We start from the raw sequence: 23,040 nt of genomic DNA, 5'->3' as shown, positions 1-23,040 counted from the left end.
AGTAGGGAGCAGGGAGTAGTGAATTCTGTAGACGTGCGTTATACTTTCCACGTCCGTAAACTAAGCTTTTCCTTTAGACAGTTAATGCTTAAAGGTCAACCGTCAACTGTCATCTGTCAACAAAACAAAAGGGAAATATATCAGCGTGCGAAGTATATTCTCCTGTCTCCTGCATCCTCAAGATAACCTCTGTCAGGGTGAGGTTTCCTGATGACAGGATTGTATGCTATAGCTGTACCTAGAGTCCATTCACTCGATGTTATGGCTGATACTTCAAATTTTCTTTCATCAATTTCTTTTCGTGATGCAGCTAGGAACGGTGATTTTTTAATTACTGCTGAGGTTGCTCCTCCTAAAGGAGGTAATCCAGAGCATATGTTGAGAATGGCGGCGACCCTTAAGGGGAGGGTTCATGCCGTCAATATTACTGATGGTAGCCGTGCGGTTTTACGCATGACTCCGTTGGCTGCCTCCGCAATTTTGCTGAAGCATGGAATTGAGCCAATTTGTCAATTTGCCTGTCGCGATCGCAATCGAATTGCCATGCAGGCTGATTTAATGGGCGCTCATGCCTTGGGTATTCGCAATATTTTAGCATTAACTGGAGACCCGGTGAAGGCGGGTGATCATCCAAATTGCAAGGGTGTGTTTGATTTGGAAGCGGTACGATTGTTACAGGTGATCCAAAAGTTAAATTTGGGTGTGGATTTTAATGACAAACCGTTGACGGACGGGGAATTGGATCTATTCCCAGGAGCTGCGGTTGACCCCCAATGTTCCAGTTGGTCGGGTTTGCAAAGTCGGTTTGAGAAAAAATTGGCCGCAGGTGCGCAGTTTTTCCAAAGTCAGTTAATCACCGATTTTGACCGTTTACAAAAGTTCATGGATGGAATTGCAGCTGGTTGTAATAAACCGATTTTGGCGGGGATTTTTCTGTTAAAGTCGGCGAAAAATGCGGAGTTTATTAACCGGATGGTTCCAGGTGTGAATATTCCCCAAGATATTATTGACCGTTTAGCAGCAGCACCAGATCCGTTACAGGAGGGGATGAAAATCGCCTCGGAACAGGTGCAATTTGCCAAACAGTTGTGTCAGGGTGTGCATTTGATGGCGGTAAAGCGGGAGGATTTGATTGCACCAATTCTCGATATGGCCGGAATTGCACCCATTGGTAAGGTGTATGCGCAAGTCGATGGGAATTTTTAGATTTTAGATTTTGGATTAACGTCTGTAGAGACGTAGCATTGCTACGTCTGTGGGAATTTTTAGATTTTAGATTTTGGATTTTGGATGAACGTCTGTAGATATGTAGCATTGCTACGTCTGTGGGAATTTTTGGATTTTAGATTTTAGATTTTGGATTAACGTCTGTAGAGATGTAGCATTGTTACGTCTGTGGGAATTTTTGGATTTTAGATTTTGGATTATCGTAGAGACGTAGCATCGCTACGTCTCTACGTTGCAGGTTAATTTAACTGGAAAAAACTTTGGTTTTGACGGGTTTTTCAGCTTCTAGGGTGGGGGGTATGTGGATTGCTAATGCCACTATGGTAATCACCATGTAGCTGACTAATCCCATCCACAGGATATGGTTGTTGTGCTGGTAGGAGGCTATGGTGGCTAAGGGAATAAATCCGCAGATAAAGGCTGTGAGGACGGCGTTGCGGAGGGTGATAACCTGCTTAATACCGATAAAATAACCTTCTAGCATAAATGCGATCGCAGTGAATCCCAGTAGGGGTAATAGCCAGAGGGTGTAATTAGTGATTTCACTGTTAACTTCTGTATGGTTGGTCAACAAACCAAATATGGTATCTGGAAAAATTACTGATATGAATGCGATCGCAGTGGCAATGATTAAACTGGTAAATAGGGATATGAGTAGTAATGGGATGAGTTTGTGTTTGTCTCCTTTGGCTTTGAAGTTACCTGTGAGGGTTTGGGTGGTTAAACCTACTCCTTGGATTGTAAATTGACTAAATAGGGCTATTTGCAGCAATAAACCGTTTTCTGCTAGGGTAGTTGTCCCCATTTTCGCACTTAGGTTGGTAAATAGGGCGTAGGTGCTAATTAACACAAGAAATCGAATGAGAATATTACCTTTAAGACCAATGGTTTTTTTCAATGCTTGTGGTTCCCAGACTTCCCGACATGCAACAAAAAATACCTGCCAATTGATGGTGAAACCAGCCCAAACTAAACCCACAATTAAGGCTAAATATTGACTAATTGCGGTTGCCAATCCCGCACCCATACTTAGCCAACCCCACTGGACAATCATCAAGTAATCCAACAACACATTTATACCGTTACCAACAATTGACATCAGCAGGACTGCACCGTTCATTTCCCTTCCTAGGAACCAACCAATGAGGACAAAATTAATTAATACTGCGGGTGCGCCCCAAATGCGAGCGTAAAAATAATCAATTCCCGATGCTTCAATTTCCGGAGAACCACTTAAAACCCAAAATCCCAATTTTTGTAAGGGGTATTGCAGACTTAAAATCAACAAGCTAATGCCCAAGGCGATTAAACCACTGCGTAAACCCGCAAGGATGACTGCTTTGTTATCATCTAAACCAGTAGCTTGGGCTGTAATTGCGTTGGTGCTGGAACGGAGAAATTTCAAAACCCGGTATAAATAGTCAAATAGGATAGTTGCTAAAATTACACCAGCCAAGTGTCGAATGTCTGCCAAGTGTCCTAAAAAAGCCACATCAACTATCCCTGCAAGGGGAACCATCATGTTTGAAAGGACACTGACGCTGGAAAGACGATAAAAACGCGGTAAAAAGTCGTATTGGGTGGGAATAGCAGAGGTCATAAATTGCGATCGCTGGGTTTTTTAGTAAATTTTAAGAAGTAGAGACGTAATATATTACGTCTATACATATATTCTGGATATATTACGTCTATACATATATTCTGGATATATTACGTCTATACATATATTCTGAAATATATTAAGTCTATACACATATTCTGGATATATTACGTCTCCAGGTGACATATATTCTGAATGTGTTGCAAACATTTGAAAATTCATCGTAGAGACTTAGCATTTCTATGTCTCTACTATTTTCGACAAATTCGTCTTTGCCAATTTGCAGGTAATTGACTGCAAGCTTGTTGAAAGGATTGGGGTGCATATCTCCACCAAGCAAATAAACCAACACTGGAAAGGGTGGCTAAAATTAACAACACCGCGATCGCAGTCACCACTGGATTCCATCGGGATTTTTTGGTTTTACTGTTGACTGGGGAAGGATTTTCTGAGTTTAATTCCCCTTGCTCGTCGCTGATAAAGTAATCTGGTTGCTCCGTACTTACTGGGGGTTCTAAATCTATATCTGTTGTATCTGTTGTTAAATTTTCTTTGATTAATTCCAGTTCTAACTCTGATGGTTGTTCAGCTTCAATACTTGCTGGTTCGTCAGTACTAACACGATAATAGGTTAATACCAGGGAAATATTATCATGGCCATTAACAGCGATCGCGCGTTTTAACCAAGCATACAAATTTTCTTCTAAACTGCTTTGGTGATTCAGAATTGGTAAGGCAAACTCTTCCCAGGTGCGTTCTACCAGGAAATTATCACTTAAGCCATCGGAACACAGTAATAAAACTGCGTCTTCATCGATAATTATTCTCTGGGTGTGGGGATGTAAATATTCGCCATCCTTCGCACCCAAGGCTTGAGTTAAACCCGTAGCATCCGCCCGCTCCAGTGCCTTTCGATACAAACTGCGTCCAGCACACACCTCACGGGTGCTAACATCATCATCAATTGTCAGTAACTGACAGCCATCACGGGTGATTAAATAGGCACGGGAATCACCCACCGTACCAACATAAACCTCATGGGAATTTTCCCCATCCCAACCCGTAATCGTTGTCACTCGTTGGGGAACTTGAATGGCGATCGCAATTGTTGTCCCCATCCGTTGTTTTCCTTGGCGTTGTTGAGTATTATTCGCAGTACAAATTAAATTATTCACAACCCGTAAACTGGCTGCTAATTGCTTGGACAAAATTTCTGGAGGGATAATTTCGCCGGTATTCTCAACTTCATGCAAATAGGCCCGTGCCTGCAACTTTAATGATTGTACCGCCATTTGACTAGCCACTTCTCCCCCTTCATGACCACCAATCCCATCAGCCACAATTGCCACACGGGGTAATAATGGGTCATCAATTACATCTTTATTAGTGGGGAAACAGGCATCTTCGTTTTGTAGAGATTCCTCCCCAGCATCCGTCACTCCCATCACCTGCAATCGTAACGGTAATTCTGCGGCAGCAGCAAGTAGTAATTGATTTAAGTGAAGGAGGATTTCTGATAAATCGGGATTGGTAGACCGTAACATTCCCAGGATATGCTGCAAACCTGCCGCTACGCTATCATGGGCACTGGCTACCAAACTTTCCCACCTATCCCCCATCTCTTTCAGTTGGGGTACATATTCACCATTAAGTTGAATTAAACGTACACACCAACCCTGTACCCGCAAATTTTCGGGATTAAGTAAACTTGCAGCCACCCCCATATCCAGTAAAGGTTGCCATAGCTGTAAAATTTGCCACAACCAGTAAACTTGACGTACCCCACTAGCAGTACTCCAAACCTCGGCTAATCCTGGATGTAATCGACCTTCCCCATCCAACGGTACGTTTTCCAACAATAAAATTTCCTGTTCCTGTTCCCAAACCACTCCATACACCTGGGGAAGGTGTAAGCGATGGGGATACAAGCGTAGATAGGGCAAAATTGCCGCATCAATTTCCCCTGGTATCTGGGGAGTTAAACCGGGTTGGGTATCCAACCAAATATGGGGAGCAATCACTTCATACCTTTGACCAACTAATTCCCCGACGGGATACCTAGCTGCGGCTTCATTAACCGCAATCACATAACGACGAATTAAAGGAGTTTGACAAGCTGCACAAACTAAATTAGTCGCTGGATTTTCTGGATGGGGACAATGGGGATTGACGCACCGTATAATTTGCTTAGTCACAAGCATAGGGTTTATTTTCGGGAATTTTTGCTGCTTTCGGGAATCGGATAATATATTTTAGGGAGACACTACACCTGATTCAAGTTGCCCATTTGATAGTGTTGACTGTTAATTGTTGACAGTCAACGGTCAAAAGTCAACAAACCGATCAATATTGATGATGCAGTGGATAACCAATTTGTAAAAAAGAGTCGGTAGAGACGTAATATATTACGTCTCCACATATATCCCCATATATTACGTCTCCACATATACTACGTCTCCACATATATCCCCATATATTTAAGTCTCCACATATATCCCCGTCTCCACATATATCGCGTCTCATCTTGAGTATGTGTTACCAACATTTTTGAATCGGTATGAGTTTTTGGTTATTAGCCTAGTAAGTCAAGCTGACTGGGTATTACATTAACCTCGATCTCTCACGAGTAGGTGAGCTTTTCATTTAGATGGTTAATCTTTAAAAATCAACTGTCACCTGTCACCTGTCAACAAATCAAAAGGCTAACTAATCCCTGTTATCTGCTCCCGTACTGTTAGCGCAACAACTCAGACACCTGTATCGGTCGATTGGTCAAGGCTGATTGCACAGGTGCAACCGGTGCGCCACCACTAGCAGGTAGACTAGTTAATTGAGAGCGATCGCCCCAACCCCCATTTTGGTCTTCTGGTTTGATTCCGGGGGGGACTGTTTTTCCTGTAGGGATACTAACAGCAGCAGTTTGAGTCGCTTGGACATAACGTTCACCGTCACCGGTAAACCGTAATCTTGGCCCTTCAATCTGGGGAATATTAGTATTTGTTTGAATTGATTCGTTGGATTCCGGATTCACTCCCACGTTATTTGTCGGTTGGTCTTTCACCTCCTGACTCATTTGGTCAAAAGTTGCGATGAAAGTAACTTCATTTTCGGGGATTAGTTGGGTCTGGGACTGGCTTTGCTGCCAAAATTCTTGATAACTACCATCGGGTGCAACTTGCCATAGATTTAAATCCGCTTCCCATTTACCATCCTTAACTTCAACAATTTGTCGAGCCAAAATCGAACGATTGCTACGCAGTTCCATTCCACTAATATTGGCTTGATTATCCTCCGGTTTTGCCAGATAACGTACCGCCGAAACCGCCACCCGACTAGTGTTGGGTAAATTGGTCGTCCCCTCCACCCGGTATAAACCATTGCTTTGCACTGGCTGTACTGATTTTATCTCTAGCTCGATTTCCTTTTGTGTATTTTTATTACATCCATAGGATGTCGTAATTAAAACCATAGAAATTGCTAGCAAACAATTTCTAATTGTCAAGGGGAGTAATTTAGATTTAGGCAGAGAATAATTGTGATCGAGCATAAGCAATGTGGTATGAATGGTTTAAGACAAAATCAGATTCAAGTCAAAATCAAGTTTTTCTTATTGTGCCCGTTTTTGGGGATAAATTATCTAAAACTAGATAACATTCACTTATTCTTTACGTGCTTGATATTCAAACACAAAATCTGTACACTGTTCGCCAATATACTTTAAATTATTTGCTAAAGTGGCGACATCTACCAACTAAAATTGTTACCTACTATTAAACAGGCTAATGCGCCAACCAGTATTTGATTGTCATAAATTTACCCCTAATTGCTTGTGCAGACTCTCTCTGTCATCCCTAACTGTGGCCACGACGTTAGTTTTGACAGTATCAGGTTCCCAGTCAGTCTTAGCTCAAGTCAATTCTGCTCCCTCACCAGGAACTAACTATTTTGCCAATTCCCAATTCGGATTTGGAGGTCTTTTACCCGTACCCCAATCGCCAAAAGTCAGAGGTCGTCAGAGGAATTCCCAACTTCCCCCTCCACCGACAAGTACAGATTCACCACTATCCTCAACAAATAGTTTGCATGGTGGGAATACAGCTAGTCTCACCATGCTAGAAAATGAAATTATTCAGCAGCAGGGTGGTAAAAAAACCACTAGTCCCAGTTCAATTCCGGCTTTGTCATCATCATCTTCAACATCGGAAATGGCTGCAACGAACCCAACTCTGAATCAGGGGAATTTTGCCTCCCTAGCTGTCACCCCAACTGTTAACAACCCTGCGGATAAACAATTAACCAATAAATTAGCAGTACCCCATACCCCTGCAAATACTTCCACTGCAAATCTCTTTGCCAATCAAACAGCTAACTCCACCAGGGAATTTGTCGCTCCCGGAGTCAGTAATAATCCAGTTAATCATGGCACTCCACCCACCTTTAATCAATTACTCAATTCCTCCCCAACTCACGTTGCTCCCCTACCACCCCTACCAGGTGAAACAGTTCCCAGTAATTTAGGTGTAAATACACCAGCCAACTCCAACCTGACATTTAACCAACTTCTCAACGGCGATCGCAACCCCACCCCAACAGCCACCAATCCACCCACCTTTAATCAATTACTCAATTCCCGTAGGGAACCAGCCACACCAGGGATTAATCATCAAAATCATCAAAATCATCAAAATCATCAGTCCCCACCTCAGAACCCGACATTTTCCCAATTATTCAGCGCTCAAGGGGGAAGTCAAGCAGGGGTAAACGAGTCAATCAGAACCAATCCGACCACAACCACTCCCCTGGCAAATAGTAATCGGAATCCTGTCAACCAACCCCTAATCAAAAGTACAGCCCTAACCCAACCTTCCTTGACCCTACAAGGTGTGTACGTCACCCAGGGAGGGGATACATCAGCCAGAGCGCGATTATCAGGAATTTTACCATTGACACCAAATGCCCTATTTGGAGCCACTCTGGATTTAACGAGTGATGGTAGTTCCTTTGATGACTCGCGACGGGAGGGTTTGAACATCAATGAGTTGTATTTTGCTACTTCCCTCGCAGGTTTACCGAATTTGCGGTTTACCATTGGTCAGTTGGATTTAACTTCCTATTTTGACCGCAATAGTTTTGCCAAAGATGGTGCGAGCCACTTTTTTAATCCGGTCTTCCAAACCAATCCAGCTTTAGCGGTGGCAGGTATTTCCTCCCGCACGGGAATGTTGGTGAATTGGAGTGTTACTGATAACATTGATGCCAAAGCAGCAGTCTTTTCTTCCGCCGATAGATTAAGTAGTTTTGCCCTCGATGGGTTTGCGGGTGAAATTGGTATCCGTTACGGGAATGCGATTATTCGTGGAACCTACGTCACCAACCGTGATGCAGGGAATCGGGATTCCTTCCCGGAAAGTTTTTCCATTGCGCGGGGTGAGAATCGATTTGGACCCCAACGGGATGACCGGGAAGAAGCCTATGGTTTAAATGCGGAAGTATTTATCCCCAATCTAAAAATGGGTTTATTTGGACGTTACGGACGATTTGAAAACCGTGATTTAGGTCGAGGTGCAGATACCTATTTATTGGGAGCAAGTTTCCTGGATGTATTTACTGGGGATGACCGCATAGGAATTGCCTACGGAAGGGAGTTATCCAACGATAGTCTGCGTAGGGGAGCCTATCCGGATGTGGTGGAATTATTCTATGATTTCAAATTTTTACCCAATTTACGCTTAGGTTTTACGGTTCAAGGACGGGACAACCTGGAAGAAACCGTGATTGGGGTAAGGGTGAAATCAGAGTTTGATGTGACTCCTCGGGGAAGCATAAATCGATGATGGGGACTAGGCACAGAAAAAAGATGAACGTGAAGAAATTTACACCAATTTCGCTATTAGTGCTGTGGGTGCTGGTGGTGACGGGAACAGTAGAATTACCATTGATTAGTGGTATAAAACCTGCTGTTGCCCAAAGGTCAAACCCCGCAGTGCAACGCGGCTATAACTTACTGCAAAAAGGTTGGGTTAACGATGCGATCGCGGCTTTTCGGCAAGCATTGCGACGGGACCCCAATTCCTTGCGGGCTAAGTTGGGGTTAGCAATTGGTTTGAAACGAGCAGGAAAGTTAGATGAAGCTTGGAATGCCTATCAAGGGGTGTTAGCCCAAGACCCGAATAATCAATTAGCCTTGAAAACCGTTGGTTTATTTGGAACCTACAGACCAAGTTGGCAGGTTCAGGGGATTCAAGCGTTAACGAAATTGTTAACAATAACCCCCAATGATATGGAAGCACGTAGTTTGCGGGCTTTGTTATATTTATACCAGGGTCAGATGGGGGCATCCATCGCTGATTACCGGATTGTTCTGGACAACAATCCTAGCGATGAGGCAATTTTAGGAGCAGCTCAAGCATTTAGTTATGCCGGGGATTTCGCCAAATCCTTGGAACTATTCAACCGTTACCGCAACAAGGGTAAACCAATTACCGACTTCGCCGCGATCGCCTATGGTCGAAGTTTACGGGAAAGTGGTGATAGTGCTGCTGCCGTTCGTATCCTGGAAGCCCAATTACAACGTTCTCCCAGTGGAAATATTGCCATTGAAACCCGTAAGGAGTTGGCCATTGCCTATTTGGATAACCAACAACCGGAAAAAGCGGTGAGTGTATTACAACCCCTCCGGGGACGCAATGATGCCATTTTACCCCTAGCCCGTGCCCTAAATGAAATTCGCAAGCGCACCAATGATGCGGGTTTGAGTAGTCAAATTAGTAGCTTGTATCAACAGGCGCTGCAAAATGAGCCAAATCCATCACCATCCCTTATCCGTGAAGTTGCGGATGTATTTACGGGACTGCCGGGGGGTGAACAAACTGCCCTCCAGTTATACCGCCAACTAGTGCAACGCCAACCCAATGATAAAAGCTTAGTGGTACGGCAATTAGCATTGGAGGCGAAATTAGGGACAATTAGTCGGGATAACCTGCGTAGCCAACTCGCATCAGCCCTCCAACCCTTACCGAGGGAAGAGGGGGAATTACAGCAATTAGCCTTAGCATTAGCAGAGATTACTACCCCCGACCCGGAATTTTTGCCCATTTATCAAAATTTGGTACAAACCCAAGCCACAGTACCTTTGTTACATTTCCGGATTGCTCAAATATACTTAGAAATGGGTGATACGGCCGGAGCCAGAAATGCCCTAGCCGCCTATACAAATACACCCCAAGGTCGCAAGGACATGGCCCACCAATTATTAGCCGCCGAAATTGAACGTCGGGAAGGGAATTTTGACGGTAGTGCTAAACGTTACATCGCCATTATTAACGCCAATCCCGACCGTGCAGATATCGTCAACGGAGCCTTACGGGGGTTAGCCGGATTACGCCGTCAGCAAAGACGCTTTGACGAAGCATTGGAAATCTACGACCAACTGATAGTTCGTAATCCCCAAAGTCAGAATTTACAACTAGGTCGCACCGCGATCGCCTACCTAGGACGACGCATCAGTGAAGCCGAAGCCAGAGCCGTGTTGGAAAATTGGTTAGCCACCCAACCTGCCACCAATGCGCCACCGGAATTATACACCTTAGTGGAAGCTTTACCCGTATATCCGGAGCGGGAAGCTCTGTATAATTACCTAGCTGAGTTGGAGCCAAATAATATTCCGATGCAGCTGCGATTAATTCAAGCGATCGCTATGCGTAATCCGGCTGAAGCTAGAGCCAGGGTGAGACAAATCAGTGCCAGATTACCGCAAACACCCAGTTCCTTCAACCTCCAAGCTCAGTTTGCCAGAGCCGCAGGGGATTTAAACTACGCCGCCAAACTCTATGAACAGTTAGTGGCAACCCAACCAGACGACATGGAAGCCCTAGCAGCATTAGCAGGAATTCGGTTTGAACAGCAACGCTTTGAAACAGCCCGGAATATTTATTCGCGCATCCTGGAGGAAAAACCCCAAGACCGGGATGCACGTAGAGCTGTTGCCGATTTGACCGCCATTTTAGATCAGCCCTTAACGGCTTTATCCCAAATGGAACAATTACAAATTGAACAGATGCGTGAAGGAGCAAGCGATGAAGAACTAGCCCAAAGAATGCAACAAATCCAAGAAGAGTTTCTCCTACGACGTGGTTTTCAACCCCCCTGGGAAGATTATCAGCGTCGTCGTGGGAATTAGAGAAGACAGGATCAGGATACAGGAGGTATTTAGTTGGGTGCGAAGTGCTATTAGCTAGTCTCCCATGTCGTTGGGATATATAGTGTTTTCCAAGCAAATGGAAAAGAGCGCACCCTCCTCGACAACCCTGTGGTCAGCAGACTACGGGGAGGGATGGGGAAGGGTTCTTATTCACCAGGATGAGAAAGGCAATAGCCAAGTGATAGAGGACTTAGGCACTCATTACGAGAAATTAGGTGTTTGGGATTGCTTCCCTACAACCCTACGGTCGATCCGCGACGCAAAGAAGTGCAATAACAGTATTTATGTTGTTCTTGCCTAAGTCCTGTAATCAATTCAAGCTCTATGAATAGCTACAATGTCTCTCAATTGGGATATGTAGCTATAGGCGCAACCTTCCGACAGGATGTAGCTAACCGCGTTTTGTATCTCAATCGGGTCTACTGGAAAAGTATTTTAGTTGGGGTAGGGAACAGGGAAAGGTTTTAGATATCCACTTTTTCCAGACTCCAAAAAATGACAAATTTAATTGCAATTTTTGCAACTAAAATAACCTCAACAGTTTGCAATGTCAGGGTTTTAATCTTTTCAGCAAGCTCGAAAAAAATTCTGAATTACTGTTTCCTGTTCCCTGATTTAACTAAATTCCTGTAATGAAAGTTAATTCACCAGATTTGGTTGGGAATAATTACTTTAGATGCGGTATATCGCGCTTCTAGATCAAAATGATGGAATTTGGACTGACGAACTACTTATTCGCGTTTTTGTACCAGACGCGTAAGCTGAGAAGGAGTCCCTATATTGCTGGTTCCAGTCAGATGATTACCTATCCCAACCCATGCTCAAACCAATGCGCCATTTATCCTATTTGACGCTTACTATCTTGTCTTTAACCTTAAGTTCCTGCGTTTCTGGATATTCCCTGATCAAAGAGACAAATCCAGACATGAACCCACAGGTATTCAAATCTCAACCAGGAGGAGAACAAAATTCCGCAACCGTACTTTTAGCCGCTCTCCCAGAATCCATCCCCAATCGTCAGTTACTTGCACAAAGTTGGGACGAATATCGACGAAGATTCATTCAGAGTGATGGCAGAGTCATTGACTACGAAGCCAAAGACCGCTCTACCAGTGAAGGACAAGCCTATGCCATGTTACGTGCAGTCATGATTGATGATGCAGCCACCTTCGCCCTCACTTTAAATTGGGCTGAAAATAACCTCCAACGTCTTCAAGACGGCAAAAAAACAGACTCCCTCTGGGCTTGGAAATGGGGCAAGCTAGCCGATAATAAATGGGGGGCAATTGATGGCAATTTTGCCAGTGATGGGGATATTGATGCCATTACCGCCCTAATTTTTGCGGCTCGACGCTGGAATCGTCCCGAATACTTGGAACTCGCTCGTACCAAGCTCAAGGATTTGTGGGAATTATCCACAGTCGTTGACGCGAAGGGTAAACGCTATTTACTCCCAGGTCCCAAGTCAGCATTTTTACCCAACCCATCCACAGCCTACCTCAATCCCTCCTACCTAGCTCCCTACGCATTTCGTTTATTTGCCCAAATAGATCGCGATCGCAATTGGTTGAGTTTAGTCGATACCAGCTATGAAATCCTAAATGAGTCGAGTCGGATTTCCCCGGTGGGTTTACCTAGTGATTGGGTTGCCTTCGACTTAAAAACTGGTAAATACCAACCGATTCCCAGTACTAGCCCATTACAAACAGTTTACAGCTTTGATGCCTACCGGGTTTGGTGGCGAGTTGCTCTGGATGCGGTTTGGTTCAATTCATCCCCAGCCAAACGCTATCTGCAAACCTCGACCCAGCACCTCAAACAGGTCTGGCAAAAACAGGGCAAAATTCCCGCCCGTATTAGCCTAGATGGTAAAAGCTTGGTTGACTATGAAGCGACTTCCCAGTATGCCATGTTATACGCTGCTTGGCGGATTACCAACCCTCCCCTAGGTGAAGCGATTCTCAATCAAAAATTACTACCCAACTACAAAAACGGTATTTGGGATGACCAATCTGCTTATTATACCCAGAATCTTGCTTGGTTAGGGCTAATTGATGCCACCGTAATTCCTCCCCGATTGCTTTCACCTAAGTAAAAACCACAATTTCTTCTTTATGTCTTCAAAAAATAATAAAATATAAAGTCTAATTTTAGGTTATAAAAAGAACAAAATTCCCATTAGTGAATGCCAGGAAGAAAAACAATTTAAATTGTTACTTTAAAAACCATTTAATCTACCATACCCTTACCCAATCATGAAGCAGTTACTATTTATTTCCAAAGTCAGCAAGCAAGCAATTCTCATTACTTTCTGCTGCTTTTTATTTCCCCATTCTTTACCTGCAAGGGCGATAAATCAGACTGGTTCTCCCCTACTGCTAGCCCAAGCAACCCGTAGCAACCAGCGCAACAACACCAATGAGGAGACCGACAGCCAAACCCCCAAAAATCTCGTCACCTACGAACTTCAATTTAATCGTAGTCCCATCGTTGGCAATAGTTTGCGACTACGGGGTTCCTATGCCGAAACACGGGTTGCCTTCACCCGTCCCCGGGGTTGGGACTTAAAAAATGGTACAGTCCAAGCTCTTGTGCGCTTTCAACACTCACCTTCCCTATTTGCCAATCGCTCAAATCTCACTTTTTTGGTCAATGGGAGAAGTGTTGGTAGTGTCCAACTCAACCGCAAAGCATCCCAAATCGGTCAGCACCTAGTTAATATCCCCACTAGTATTCTCAACGATTACAATGACTTAACAATAGTTGCCCAACAACACAATTCCCAAGAATGTACTGACCCCAGCAGTCCCGACCTGTGGACGGAAATTTTACCGGACTCCAGAATTGTTTTTAAATACCAACGTCAACCAATTCCCCTCAATTTCAGTCGCTACCCCTACCCGGTTTTTGATGATTTAGGTCTGGAAGCTAACCGCCTCGTTTATTTACAGCCCACCCAAGCCAACCAATCCTGGTTAACTTCTGCTGCACGTTTTCAAGCATCCATTGGTCGTACCGCAGAATTCCGTCCGGTGGAAACTGGGATGATTTCTAGTATTGATGATGTCAAAGAAAACGAAAGATTAATTATCATCGGTACTCCCAGCGAACAACCAGCCTTGGCAACCATGAAAGATTTGCCCCTGAAAATTGCCGGGGGTCGAGTTTTAAATGCTAGTCAACAACCCGTACCCCAAGACCACGGGGTATTAATGCTGACCACATCTAAACCTGATGGTGGTGTTCCTGTACTAATTGTCACAGGGAATAGCCCGAAAGCCGTGGAAAATGCGGTTCAGTTTCTAGCAAAACCTGATGCTCGCAAAATGGGAACAGGTCAGGTGGTGATTGTGGATAATGTCGCCGATGTGGCAACACCAGGAGTACGTCAATGGCCGCGACACCTACCGGAACAAAATCAATTCCGACTCAGCGACCTGAGAACAGCAGTTAACGGTGAGCCCTTTAATGATATTACAGTCCGAGGTGCGGGTGCGCCGGCGGTGGAGATAGATTTTCGAGCCTTACCCGATGACAGGTTTTTGCGCGGTAGTTCAATGAACTTGGTCTACAGTTATGGACCCCAGTTAAATCCGCGAACTTCGGCAGTACAGGTATTTTTGGATGATAACTTCATTGGTGGAGCGAGGTTAACGAATGAATCGGGAGAGAGGGAAAAAAATCTCAAGGTTGATCTACCGCCAAACTTGATTAAACCGGATTCCAAAATACGGGTATTTTTCCGGATGAATGCGCGGGAAGTGTTTGACCGTCAGCGTTGTGTCCAACCACCTGACCAACAATTAACAGGTACAGTTCATGCTAGTACCAATTTTGATTTAAAACGGGAAACCTCGGCGCAAATTCCCGATTTGGGTTTATTGAAGTTTGGTTATCCGTTTGCTGCACCCCAGGATTTATCACGTACAGCCGTCGTCCTACCCCAAAATCCCTCAGTGGTAGATATCTTAACCTTGTTGGAGTTTAGTGAGCGTCTGGGAAGATTGAGTGAAGCGGATGGTATCAAACTTAGTGTTTATTTCCCAGATGGATTAACCAACTCAATTCGTAGTAATGACCATTTGGTGGCAATTGGAACCTATGGTAAATTCCCCTTACCAGAGGTATTCAAATCACCTGGGTTTAATTTAGGACAGGCATTTACCCGTCAATCGGCGAATGCGAGGGTGCAAACACCTCAAGATGCGCAGGGGATGATGAAACAGGTTGTTTCACCCTGGAATAATCAACGGGTGTTATTAGCCCTGACAGCTCAAACTGACACTGGTTTAGATAAGGTGCGGCAAATTCTCAATCTTGACCCGTGGTTCTTCCAACTTAAGCAGGATACGGTGTTGATTAGTAGTGATAAGAAAAATCCTGTACCCTACGACCCGGATGCTTATCAGTTGGCATTTTTCCAGGAAGCACCATCCACTAGTCGGGTTGAGAACACCACACCCTTGAGTAAAGCTTCCCGGATGATTCAACAAAATTGGTTACTGTTACCTGCGGGATTAGTGGGTGTGTCTTTGTTGCTGTATGGAATTGTCCAGTTGTATTTGCAGCGTTTAAGTCCGAATGAACGGAAGTAGGGATTTAGGTGATTAGACGCGATATATCGCGTCTTTACAATCTGCAATTCAAAATCCACAATCTCAAATCCAAAATCTCAAATCTTAAATCCAAAATATGTCTTCTTCTTCAGTTCAACCCCCAAATCCGCAAAAACAAGCTTTAACAACTTGGCTAACGGAATTAACACCCCGTTTTTTTGAACGAACTTTAGGCAAATTTGACAATCGCGCCTTAAAGTTGCTGGTGCTGTTATTATTGGCTTTATCAATTCCTTTGATTGTCACTCCCCTAGAGGTTTGGCAACAGGGCGCGATCGCAGTATTCTTAATTATCCTCGGTCAAATTGTAATTCGGGCTGAGGAGCAGGAATCGTCGGAGCAAATTAGCCAATATTACCACCTGTTCATGGTTTGGCTAAGTTTGGTGACGACTTTACGATATCTGTATTACCGTACTAGTTATACCCTGAATTTTGATACTTGGGTAAATGGTACGGCTTGTGCGTTGCTATTTGCTGCCGAGTTATACGCTATTTTGACCCTGGTTTTGGCCTATTTTCAAACCCTGAAAATTAAAGAACGTAAACCCGTCAATTTAGCGACCTTTTCCGAGGAAGAATTACCCACGGTGGATATTTACATTCCCACCTTTAACGAAGATGTGGAAATTGTCCGCAAAACGGCTTTAGCTGCGATCGCCTGTGAATATGTACCGGGGAAAAAGACTGTCTACGTTTTAGATGATGGTCGTCCCGAACGTTATCCGGAAAATGACCCCCGTCGGGAGAAGTTTCGCGCAAGACGGGAAGAACTGCGACGCATGTGTGCAGAAATCGGTTGTGTCCACATGACGCGAGATAATAATGAACATGCTAAAGCTGGCAATATCAACACTGCTTTTCATAAAACCCAAGGCGATTTAGTCCTAATTCTCGACTGTGACCACATTCCTTCCCGACAATTTTTATTACATACCGTGGGCTTTTTCCGCGACCCGAAGGTTTCCTTTGTGCAGACACCCCACTGGTTTTATAACCCTGACCCCTTTGAGCGCAATTTGGTTACGGGGGGACATATTCCCGTTGGTAACGAGCTATTTTATAAAGTTTTACAAAAAGGTAATGATTTCTGGAATGCCGCCTTTTTCTGTGGTTCGGCTGCGATTATCCGTAAATCCCACGCTTTAGAAGTGGGGGGAATCGCTGTCGAAACGGTGACGGAGGATTGTCACACCGCTTTACGTTTACATTCCCGGGGTTACAAGTCAGTGTATTATGACAAAATCATGGTAGCAGGACTAGCCCCGGATACCTTCTCCGCCTATGTTGGTCAACAGGTACGCTGGGCTAGGGGAATGGCACAGATTCTACGCCTAGAAAACCCCCTATTTAACCCCAAACTCAAATTAAACCTAGCCCAACGGTTGTGTTATTTAAGTGCTACATCCCACTTTCTCTACGGATACCCGCGTTTAGTTTACGCGATCGCACCCACGTTATTTCTGCTATTTGGCATTAACTCTGTCCAGGGTTTGGGGATTGAAACCCTGGCTTATGCGGTTCCCCACATTCTCCTATCTTTGTACACGAACCATATTATCTACAAGCACGTTCGCTTTTCCTTCTGGAATGAAATCTTTGAATTTGTAATGGCATTCCAATCGGGATGGGTGACACTACTGGCTTTAATTAACCCGAAACTGGGTTCCTTTAACGTGACTGATAAAGGGGTGAACATCAGTAAACGCACCTTTGACTGGAAGTCGATGCGGGGATTAGTGATTGTCACCCTTTTAGTGGTCGCTTCCCTATTAGCGGTTCCCTACTGGATTCTCCTACGTCCGGAAGATTGGCAAGCGGTGCTAGTAAACACGATGTGGTCAGGATTTAACTTGATTTTGTTGATTGCCGCTTTACTGGTAGGATTTGAACAACCCCAAGTGCGCACAGCCCACCGTCTCCAGCGCCAACTCCCCATAATTATCAGTAGTAACGGTCAAACAATTATGGGTGAAACCGTCAATATTTCTGAAACTGGTGCCCTAGTTAGGTTAGAATCATGGCCCAATCTCCCCGATGAAATCAATGTGGAGATTGTCGGCGACTTTAACACCCGTGCTAAATTTAAAGCTAGTGTAGTTCGCCTTTCTCCAATTAGCGAATCCGAAACCCATTTAGCTTTAGATTTTGTTGACCTTTCCCGTCAAGAAATGGATGCGCTGATACTAGTTATTTACTCCGATGTCCGGGAGTGGTATTCCCAAAGTCGTTCTGATACTGACCACCCTATGTCCTCCCTAGGATTTTTGGCTACTAGCCTGAAACGTAGTCTGCGTGATGTCACTTATAATACCCCACCCAAAAAAGTTCGCAAACAAGTTCATAGCCAAGGTCAAGTTTATTGGGACGGACACTTTTTCGCTGGAGTTGCGACCGAACTAGGGGTCAGTGGTTTACGCCTAGAATTAGAGAGTCGTCGGTCTGTATCTTCCCAGCGACTAATCGGCGAACAAGACTTACATGTGATGCGTACAGTTAAACCCCTAGTTGGTCTTGTCCTAGGTGAAAATCACCAAACACTACAACCAAGTAAATTAGTAGCCGAAATTACCTCCGTCGAGGAAAAACCCGGTGGTGCGATCGCTATTGAAATGAATTTCCCTGACAAGTTTAAAGACCGGCAATCACCGAAACTGAAACAGTTGTTAGAGGTGTTGTAGGTATCTGTAGAGACGCGACGTGTCGCGTCTCTACATTGCACATCGATAAAAATTTATCTGCAAAATTTTACCGTTGAATCCCTGACCGAAAAGCGTCATCAGAATTCAACGGTATTTAAATAGATTCGATGGATTTGTAAGAGTGAAATTCAGTGGAAAACTCAAATAAGGTGGACTCTATACTGCAATCAAAGTATTCTGGCTCCTATGCATCCCTATCGACTTTGCAGCTAGGCAGGCATTTTGGCTGTACTTTGAAAACCTCCAAAAACTCTTTACAACAAAAGTGAAATTCTTTACTCAAGGCGAAAACACATTTACGTTTTTGGATGCACTCACAGAATCTTGATTGCCGTTGCGTATTAGATAACAGGAGGCACGGTATCTAATACAAGCAGAAAATTCGGTTTGTTAGTCATTTCTAATGACTTGTTTAATTCCTTTCCTGTGCCTATTTATCAGGTTAGCACCATTAACTAAAAAAACAACCCCTATTTACTATCTGTGATTCATATTTACTTTTCTTAATTTTTGTTTGGCTTTCCCATATAAACAGGACAGTGATAAGTATAAAAGATGTGTATTAATTTTGAGGCATGAATAAATTTGGGGATAGGTAAGAGATCAGGGAGTAGAGAAGACCCGTCGGGTCGTCTCTAAGCCGAATGATTGGTGATGTTGCGGTTTTATTTTGAATTGCACCTACCTACTTAGTTAGGGTTTGCAGAAAAAGTATTTTAGTTGGGGTAGGGAGTAGGGAGTAAGGTAAACTGATTAAGCAGATATAAGCAATCAAGGTAATTACAAAATGGTAATTACACCCCAAAAGCTAACGGAATGGAAACGACAAAAACGTCCAATTGTGGCATTGACAGCGTGGGATTATATTACAGCCCAACTTTTGGATGCTGCGGGGGTGGATTTGATTTTGGTGGGGGATTCGATGGCGGTGATGTTGGGTTATCAAAATACCTTACCAATTACCCTGGAAGCGATGCTACACCATGCTCAAGCAGTATGTCGGGGGGTAGAGCGATCGCTAGTTGTGGTAGACCTACCGTTTTTAACCTATCAAGAAAGTATTCAGCAGGCAATGCATTCAGCAGGAAGGGTATTCAAGGAAACGGGTGCGCAAGCTGTGAAACTAGAAGGTGCGTATCCACAGATGTTGGAAACAATTAGCAGGTTAGTACAAGCTGGAATTCCCGTAATGGGACATGTGGGTTTGACTCCACAATCAATACATCAGTTAGGATTGCGACAACAGGGACAAACCCCAGAACAGGCTGAGCAGATTTTAGAACAAGCTTTAGCTTTAGAACATGCAGGGGTATTTGCAGTTGTGTTGGAGCATATTCCCGCCGAATTGGGTTTAAATATTACCAACAAGCTGAGTATTCCGACCATTGGTATTGGTGCGGGGGTAGATTGTGATGGACAAGTTTTGGTCACCTCCGATTTATTAGGATTATCACAGCGACAGCCACCTTTTGCTAAAGTTTATACAAATCTCCGTGCGCAAATCACTCAAGCAGTACAGGATTTTTGTGTGGAAGTGAGAAACAGAGAATTTCCCAGTAAATAGGGAGTAGGCAGTAGGGAGGGACATGGGGGAATAGGGGTTTATCTCTTCTCTGGGAGAAGACGCACTATTAGTCCATCGCATTAATTATTCAAGTTTGTAGTAGTAGTTCTAGCCCTTGATTTAAGCAATAAAAGCGGCTGAGAAGATGGGAAAAGTGCAATTTTAACTTTTCCCCTACCCTGTGATGATACTTTTCGCTGTCATCTCTAAACACGGGTCTTATTGGCGTTAACAATGCTAACTAAATGCTCATTAAATTCATGGATATGATTGTCTAAAATACCGAAAAAATTGCGGTCAATAGCGTCTACAATTTGGGTTGCAGAAATTGTTATTTCATAACCTTCTGGAGTAATTTTCAAAGATTTAGCTCTCGTATCTTTTGAGTTAGTTTCTCGCTTAATTAATCCCCGTTTTTCTAAGGCGCGTAATACCTTTGAAGTCATCATAATATCAGTTTTGGCATGGGCTGCTAATCTCGCCTGGGTAATAGTTTCTTCGGCTTGACTTAGCCAAATAATCCCAGCTAATAGAACGAATTGGACATGGGTTAGTCCTAATTGATTTAGTCCTGCATTCATTTTACGTTGCCACAGGTTAGAAACTTGCCAAAGTAAAAAACCTGGACTGTCATCTGGACTTTGAAATTGGAAGACCGTGTTTTGGTTAGTTACGTTCAAAAGATTTTACCTCAGCTCCATTATCTAACGCCAACCTATGGCTGATAATCAATTTAAAATTCGGTATTTGTATTGCCAAGATACCGAATCTCAAGTGATAACCCTAGTTGCGTTTATTAGTTATGAAATTTAAGTTAGTAATTAATGGAGTGACTGATAGTTACCAGCAATCAAAAAATAGGAACATCCTATAGGAATCTCGCTTGATGTAGAGGGATGAGGAGTGGGGAGTAGGAACAAACTACTTTCTGGTGTAAGCACTCGCTATTTTTCACAACTTAAGTAGGATTGCTGTATATGATTAGCATTTGTATAGCATTTGCAGTTTCCGATTCCCATAGCGATCGCATTTTACCTGCATTTCTGGTGAGTCATCGGTAAGCTTTAAGTAACGGGTTGATTTTCCCACTACTTCCATACAGATGCGACATGTCGGGTCTCTACCCACCCCCTGCAAATTTTAGGGATTTGTGAGAAATTCGGGATTATAGCTATTGAAAAACTCCAGACTGCGTAACACCAGTAATTTTACTTAAATCATATGGCAAGTTCAGAACATGGTCTGATTCTCGATTTAACGACTGTTTTGGGAACATCGGCATTGGGTGGATACATTGCTAACCGTTGTCGACAACCTGTACTACTGGGTTACTTAGCCAGTGGTTTTTTGGTTGGACCGTTTGGATTGCAGTTGTTAAATGATTTACCTCGGATTAAGGCTTTAGCGTCGATGGGGGTGGCGTTTTTGTTGTTTGCCTTGGGTGTGGAGTTTTCCATTGCAGAATTAAAACGGGTACAGGATATAGCAATTAAAGGAAGTCTTTTACAAATAGGTTTGACAACGATTTTAGTTGCTTGTTTGACGATATTTTTTGGTTGGGTCAAGGGTATTCCCCAAGGCATATTTTTAGGTACTGTTTTGTCCCTTTCTTCCACGGCTGTGGTTTTAAAAACCTTAACGGAGAAGGGAGAAATTAATACTTTACATGGGCAATTAATGTTAGCAATTTTGATTGCTCAGGATTTAGCTTTGGGGGTGATGTTAGCACTTTTACCAGCGTTACAACAACCAGAAAATTTTCTCCCGGTTTTATTTTCCGCCCTCATGAAAGTGGCTATTTTTGTGTTGGTGGCATTTGCAGTTGGCAAATGGGTAGTTCCAGTTCTGATTCGACATATTGCTGCTACTGAAAGTACAGAGTTGTTTATTTTAAGCGTAATTGCCCTTTGTTTAGGGGTGGCTTTAGTAACGGCTGCTTTGGGATTATCGGTGGAAATGGGGGCATTTGTTGCTGGTTTAATGATTTCTGAAGTGGAACATTCCGACCATGCTCTGGCTAAAATTTTGCCTTTGCGAGATACGTTTGCCTGTTTATTTTTCGCTTCGATTGGGATGTTAATTGACCCGAATATTCTGGGAGCAAATTTATTCTTAATTTTGGAATTAGTGGCTGTGGTCATGGTGGGAAAAGCCTTGATTGTTTTGGCGATTATTTTAATCTTTGGCTATTCCCCAAAAACTGCTATTATCACCAGTTTTGGTATCAATCAAATCGGAGAGTTTTCCTTTGTATTAGCTCTAGCTGGTTTGCGACAAGATTTAATTAGTCAACAAACCTATTTATTATTACTAGGAACCACCGCTATTACCCTAGTCTTAACTCCCATTGGGATGAACCTTTCCCCCAAAATTGTGGATTATCTCCTCCAAGCACCCTTTTTTGCGAAGTGGATGCAGAAATTTTCTGAACCCAAACTCCTTTCTGTTCCTGAACATATTAGCGGTCATGTGGTTGTCGCTGGATACGGAAGAGTCGGACAAGTAATTGTTAATATCCTCATCACTCAGGGTTATCCCGTGGTTGTGATCGAAAACAGCGAAGCTGGTATTCAACGCTTACGAATGCAAAAAATACCCTATATTTTTGGTGATGCTGATTCCGAACTGGTTCTGGAAAAAAGTCATCTGAATACAGCTAAAGCTTTGGCGATCGCTCTACCTGACCCTGCTAGTACGCGTATATTACTATCCCATGCTTTGAAAATCGCACCAAATCTGGATGTAATTGCGCGATCGCATTACGACCAGGAAATAGATTTACTGACTCAGATGGGAGCAAAGGAGGTTGTGCAACCGGAGTTTGAAGCAGCTTTGGAGTTGGGTACCCATTTGTTAACGACTTTGGGTGAACCAGAAACCCATATTCACCAAATTATTGATACTATCCGCATTGGTAAATATCGCAGTGTGCGCTCTAGTATGGGAAATTAATCAGATGCGATAATTTAGACGCGATAATTTAGACGTGATAATTTAGACGTGATAATTTAGATGCGATAATTTAGATGCGATAATTTAGACGCTATAATTTAGACGTGATAATTTAGACGCGATAATTTAGATGCGATAATTTAGATGCGATAATTTAGATGCGATAATTTAGATGCGATA

At 43.5% G+C, this 23,040-nt stretch carries 12 protein-coding genes; 8 read left to right on the top strand and 4 right to left on the bottom strand.

Annotation, left to right across the window (positions count from 1 at the left end; all coding sequences use genetic code 11):
* Positions 1 to 261: 261 nt before the first annotated feature.
* The gene (locus tag CDC37_RS01420; protein WP_096620148.1) at positions 262 to 1,206 is read left to right on the top strand and encodes a methylenetetrahydrofolate reductase; all 945 of its coding nucleotides are present in this window, start codon (positions 262 to 264) and stop codon (positions 1,204 to 1,206) included.
* 265 nt (positions 1,207 to 1,471) lie between these two features.
* Here CDC37_RS01420 and gntT read toward each other — a convergent pair whose 3' ends face one another.
* From gntT to CDC37_RS01405, 3 genes are all read right to left on the bottom strand, one after another.
* On the bottom strand, positions 1,472 to 2,827 hold the full coding sequence (gene gntT / locus CDC37_RS01415; protein ID WP_096620147.1) for a guanitoxin biosynthesis MATE family efflux transporter GntT: 1,356 nt from the start codon (positions 2,825 to 2,827) through the stop codon (positions 1,472 to 1,474).
* Between the two features lie 251 nt (positions 2,828 to 3,078).
* Positions 3,079 to 5,028 carry a PP2C family protein-serine/threonine phosphatase gene (locus CDC37_RS01410; RefSeq protein ID WP_096620146.1) on the bottom strand — a complete coding sequence of 650 codons (1,950 nt, stop codon included), beginning with the start codon at positions 5,026 to 5,028 and terminating at the stop codon, positions 3,079 to 3,081.
* Between the two features lie 533 nt (positions 5,029 to 5,561).
* Positions 5,562 to 6,296 (bottom strand): hypothetical protein, encoded by a 735-nt coding sequence (locus tag CDC37_RS01405; RefSeq protein WP_231943185.1) that lies wholly within the window; start codon positions 6,294 to 6,296, stop codon positions 5,562 to 5,564.
* Positions 6,297 to 6,684: 388 nt separating this feature from the next.
* Between CDC37_RS01405 and CDC37_RS01400 the strand changes: the two genes are divergently transcribed.
* From CDC37_RS01400 to panB, 6 genes are all read left to right on the top strand, one after another.
* A complete protein-coding gene (locus CDC37_RS01400; RefSeq protein ID WP_330220826.1) occupies positions 6,685 to 8,661 on the top strand; it encodes a porin in 1,977 nt (658 codons plus the stop codon).
* Between the two features lie 23 nt (positions 8,662 to 8,684).
* Positions 8,685 to 11,006 carry a tetratricopeptide repeat protein gene (locus CDC37_RS01395; protein WP_172892741.1) on the top strand — a complete coding sequence of 774 codons (2,322 nt, stop codon included), beginning with the start codon at positions 8,685 to 8,687 and terminating at the stop codon, positions 11,004 to 11,006.
* Between the two features lie 838 nt (positions 11,007 to 11,844).
* Positions 11,845 to 13,122: a glycosyl hydrolase family 8 gene (locus CDC37_RS01385; RefSeq protein ID WP_231943184.1), complete on the top strand. Its 1,278-nt coding sequence runs from the start codon at positions 11,845 to 11,847 to the stop codon at positions 13,120 to 13,122.
* A 160-nt stretch (positions 13,123 to 13,282) separates the two neighbouring features.
* Positions 13,283 to 15,622, top strand: coding sequence for a cellulose biosynthesis cyclic di-GMP-binding regulatory protein BcsB (locus CDC37_RS01380; protein ID WP_096620141.1), 2,340 nt, complete (start codon positions 13,283 to 13,285; stop codon positions 15,620 to 15,622).
* 97 nt (positions 15,623 to 15,719) lie between these two features.
* The gene (gene bcsA / locus CDC37_RS01375) at positions 15,720 to 18,323 is read left to right on the top strand and encodes a UDP-forming cellulose synthase catalytic subunit (RefSeq protein WP_096620140.1); all 2,604 of its coding nucleotides are present in this window, start codon (positions 15,720 to 15,722) and stop codon (positions 18,321 to 18,323) included.
* 808 nt (positions 18,324 to 19,131) lie between these two features.
* Entirely contained in the window at positions 19,132 to 19,908 is a 777-nt protein-coding gene (gene panB / locus CDC37_RS01370; RefSeq protein WP_096620139.1) for a 3-methyl-2-oxobutanoate hydroxymethyltransferase, read from the top strand.
* A gap of 206 nt (positions 19,909 to 20,114) precedes the next feature.
* On the opposite strand, the gene CDC37_RS01365 is transcribed toward panB, so the two are convergent.
* Complete coding sequence (locus tag CDC37_RS01365; protein ID WP_231943183.1) at positions 20,115 to 20,588, bottom strand: MarR family winged helix-turn-helix transcriptional regulator; 474 nt, start codon at positions 20,586 to 20,588, stop codon at positions 20,115 to 20,117.
* Positions 20,589 to 21,129: 541 nt separating this feature from the next.
* On the opposite strand from CDC37_RS01365, the gene CDC37_RS01360 reads away from it, so the two are divergent.
* A complete protein-coding gene (locus tag CDC37_RS01360; protein WP_096620138.1) occupies positions 21,130 to 22,860 on the top strand; it encodes a cation:proton antiporter in 1,731 nt (576 codons plus the stop codon).
* Positions 22,861 to 23,040 lie beyond the last annotated feature (180 nt).

Source organism: Calothrix sp. NIES-3974, from assembly GCF_002368395.1.
Classification (GTDB): domain Bacteria; phylum Cyanobacteriota; class Cyanobacteriia; order Cyanobacteriales; family Nostocaceae; genus NIES-3974.
The sequence above is the reverse complement of the archived record's forward strand: the minus strand, read 5'-3'. Positions and strand labels throughout refer to the sequence as shown.

Excerpts from the sequence above, each read along its gene's own strand:
- CDC37_RS01360 (WP_096620138.1), top strand. The coding sequence starts at position 21,130 with ATGGCAAGTTCAGAACATGGTCTGATTCTCGATTTAACGACTGTTTTG.
- gntT (WP_096620147.1), bottom strand. The coding sequence starts at position 2,827 with ATGACCTCTGCTATTCCCACCCAATACGACTTTTTACCGCGTTTTTAT.
- CDC37_RS01395 (WP_172892741.1), top strand. The coding sequence starts at position 8,685 with ATGAACGTGAAGAAATTTACACCAATTTCGCTATTAGTGCTGTGGGTG.
- CDC37_RS01405 (WP_231943185.1), bottom strand. The coding sequence starts at position 6,296 with ATGGTTTTAATTACGACATCCTATGGATGTAATAAAAATACACAAAAG.
- CDC37_RS01385 (WP_231943184.1), top strand. The coding sequence starts at position 11,845 with ATGCTCAAACCAATGCGCCATTTATCCTATTTGACGCTTACTATCTTG.
- CDC37_RS01380 (WP_096620141.1), top strand. The coding sequence starts at position 13,283 with ATGAAGCAGTTACTATTTATTTCCAAAGTCAGCAAGCAAGCAATTCTC.
- CDC37_RS01410 (WP_096620146.1), bottom strand. The coding sequence starts at position 5,028 with ATGCTTGTGACTAAGCAAATTATACGGTGCGTCAATCCCCATTGTCCC.
- CDC37_RS01420 (WP_096620148.1), top strand. The coding sequence starts at position 262 with ATGGCTGATACTTCAAATTTTCTTTCATCAATTTCTTTTCGTGATGCA.
- bcsA (WP_096620140.1), top strand. The coding sequence starts at position 15,720 with ATGTCTTCTTCTTCAGTTCAACCCCCAAATCCGCAAAAACAAGCTTTA.
- panB (WP_096620139.1), top strand. The coding sequence starts at position 19,132 with ATGGTAATTACACCCCAAAAGCTAACGGAATGGAAACGACAAAAACGT.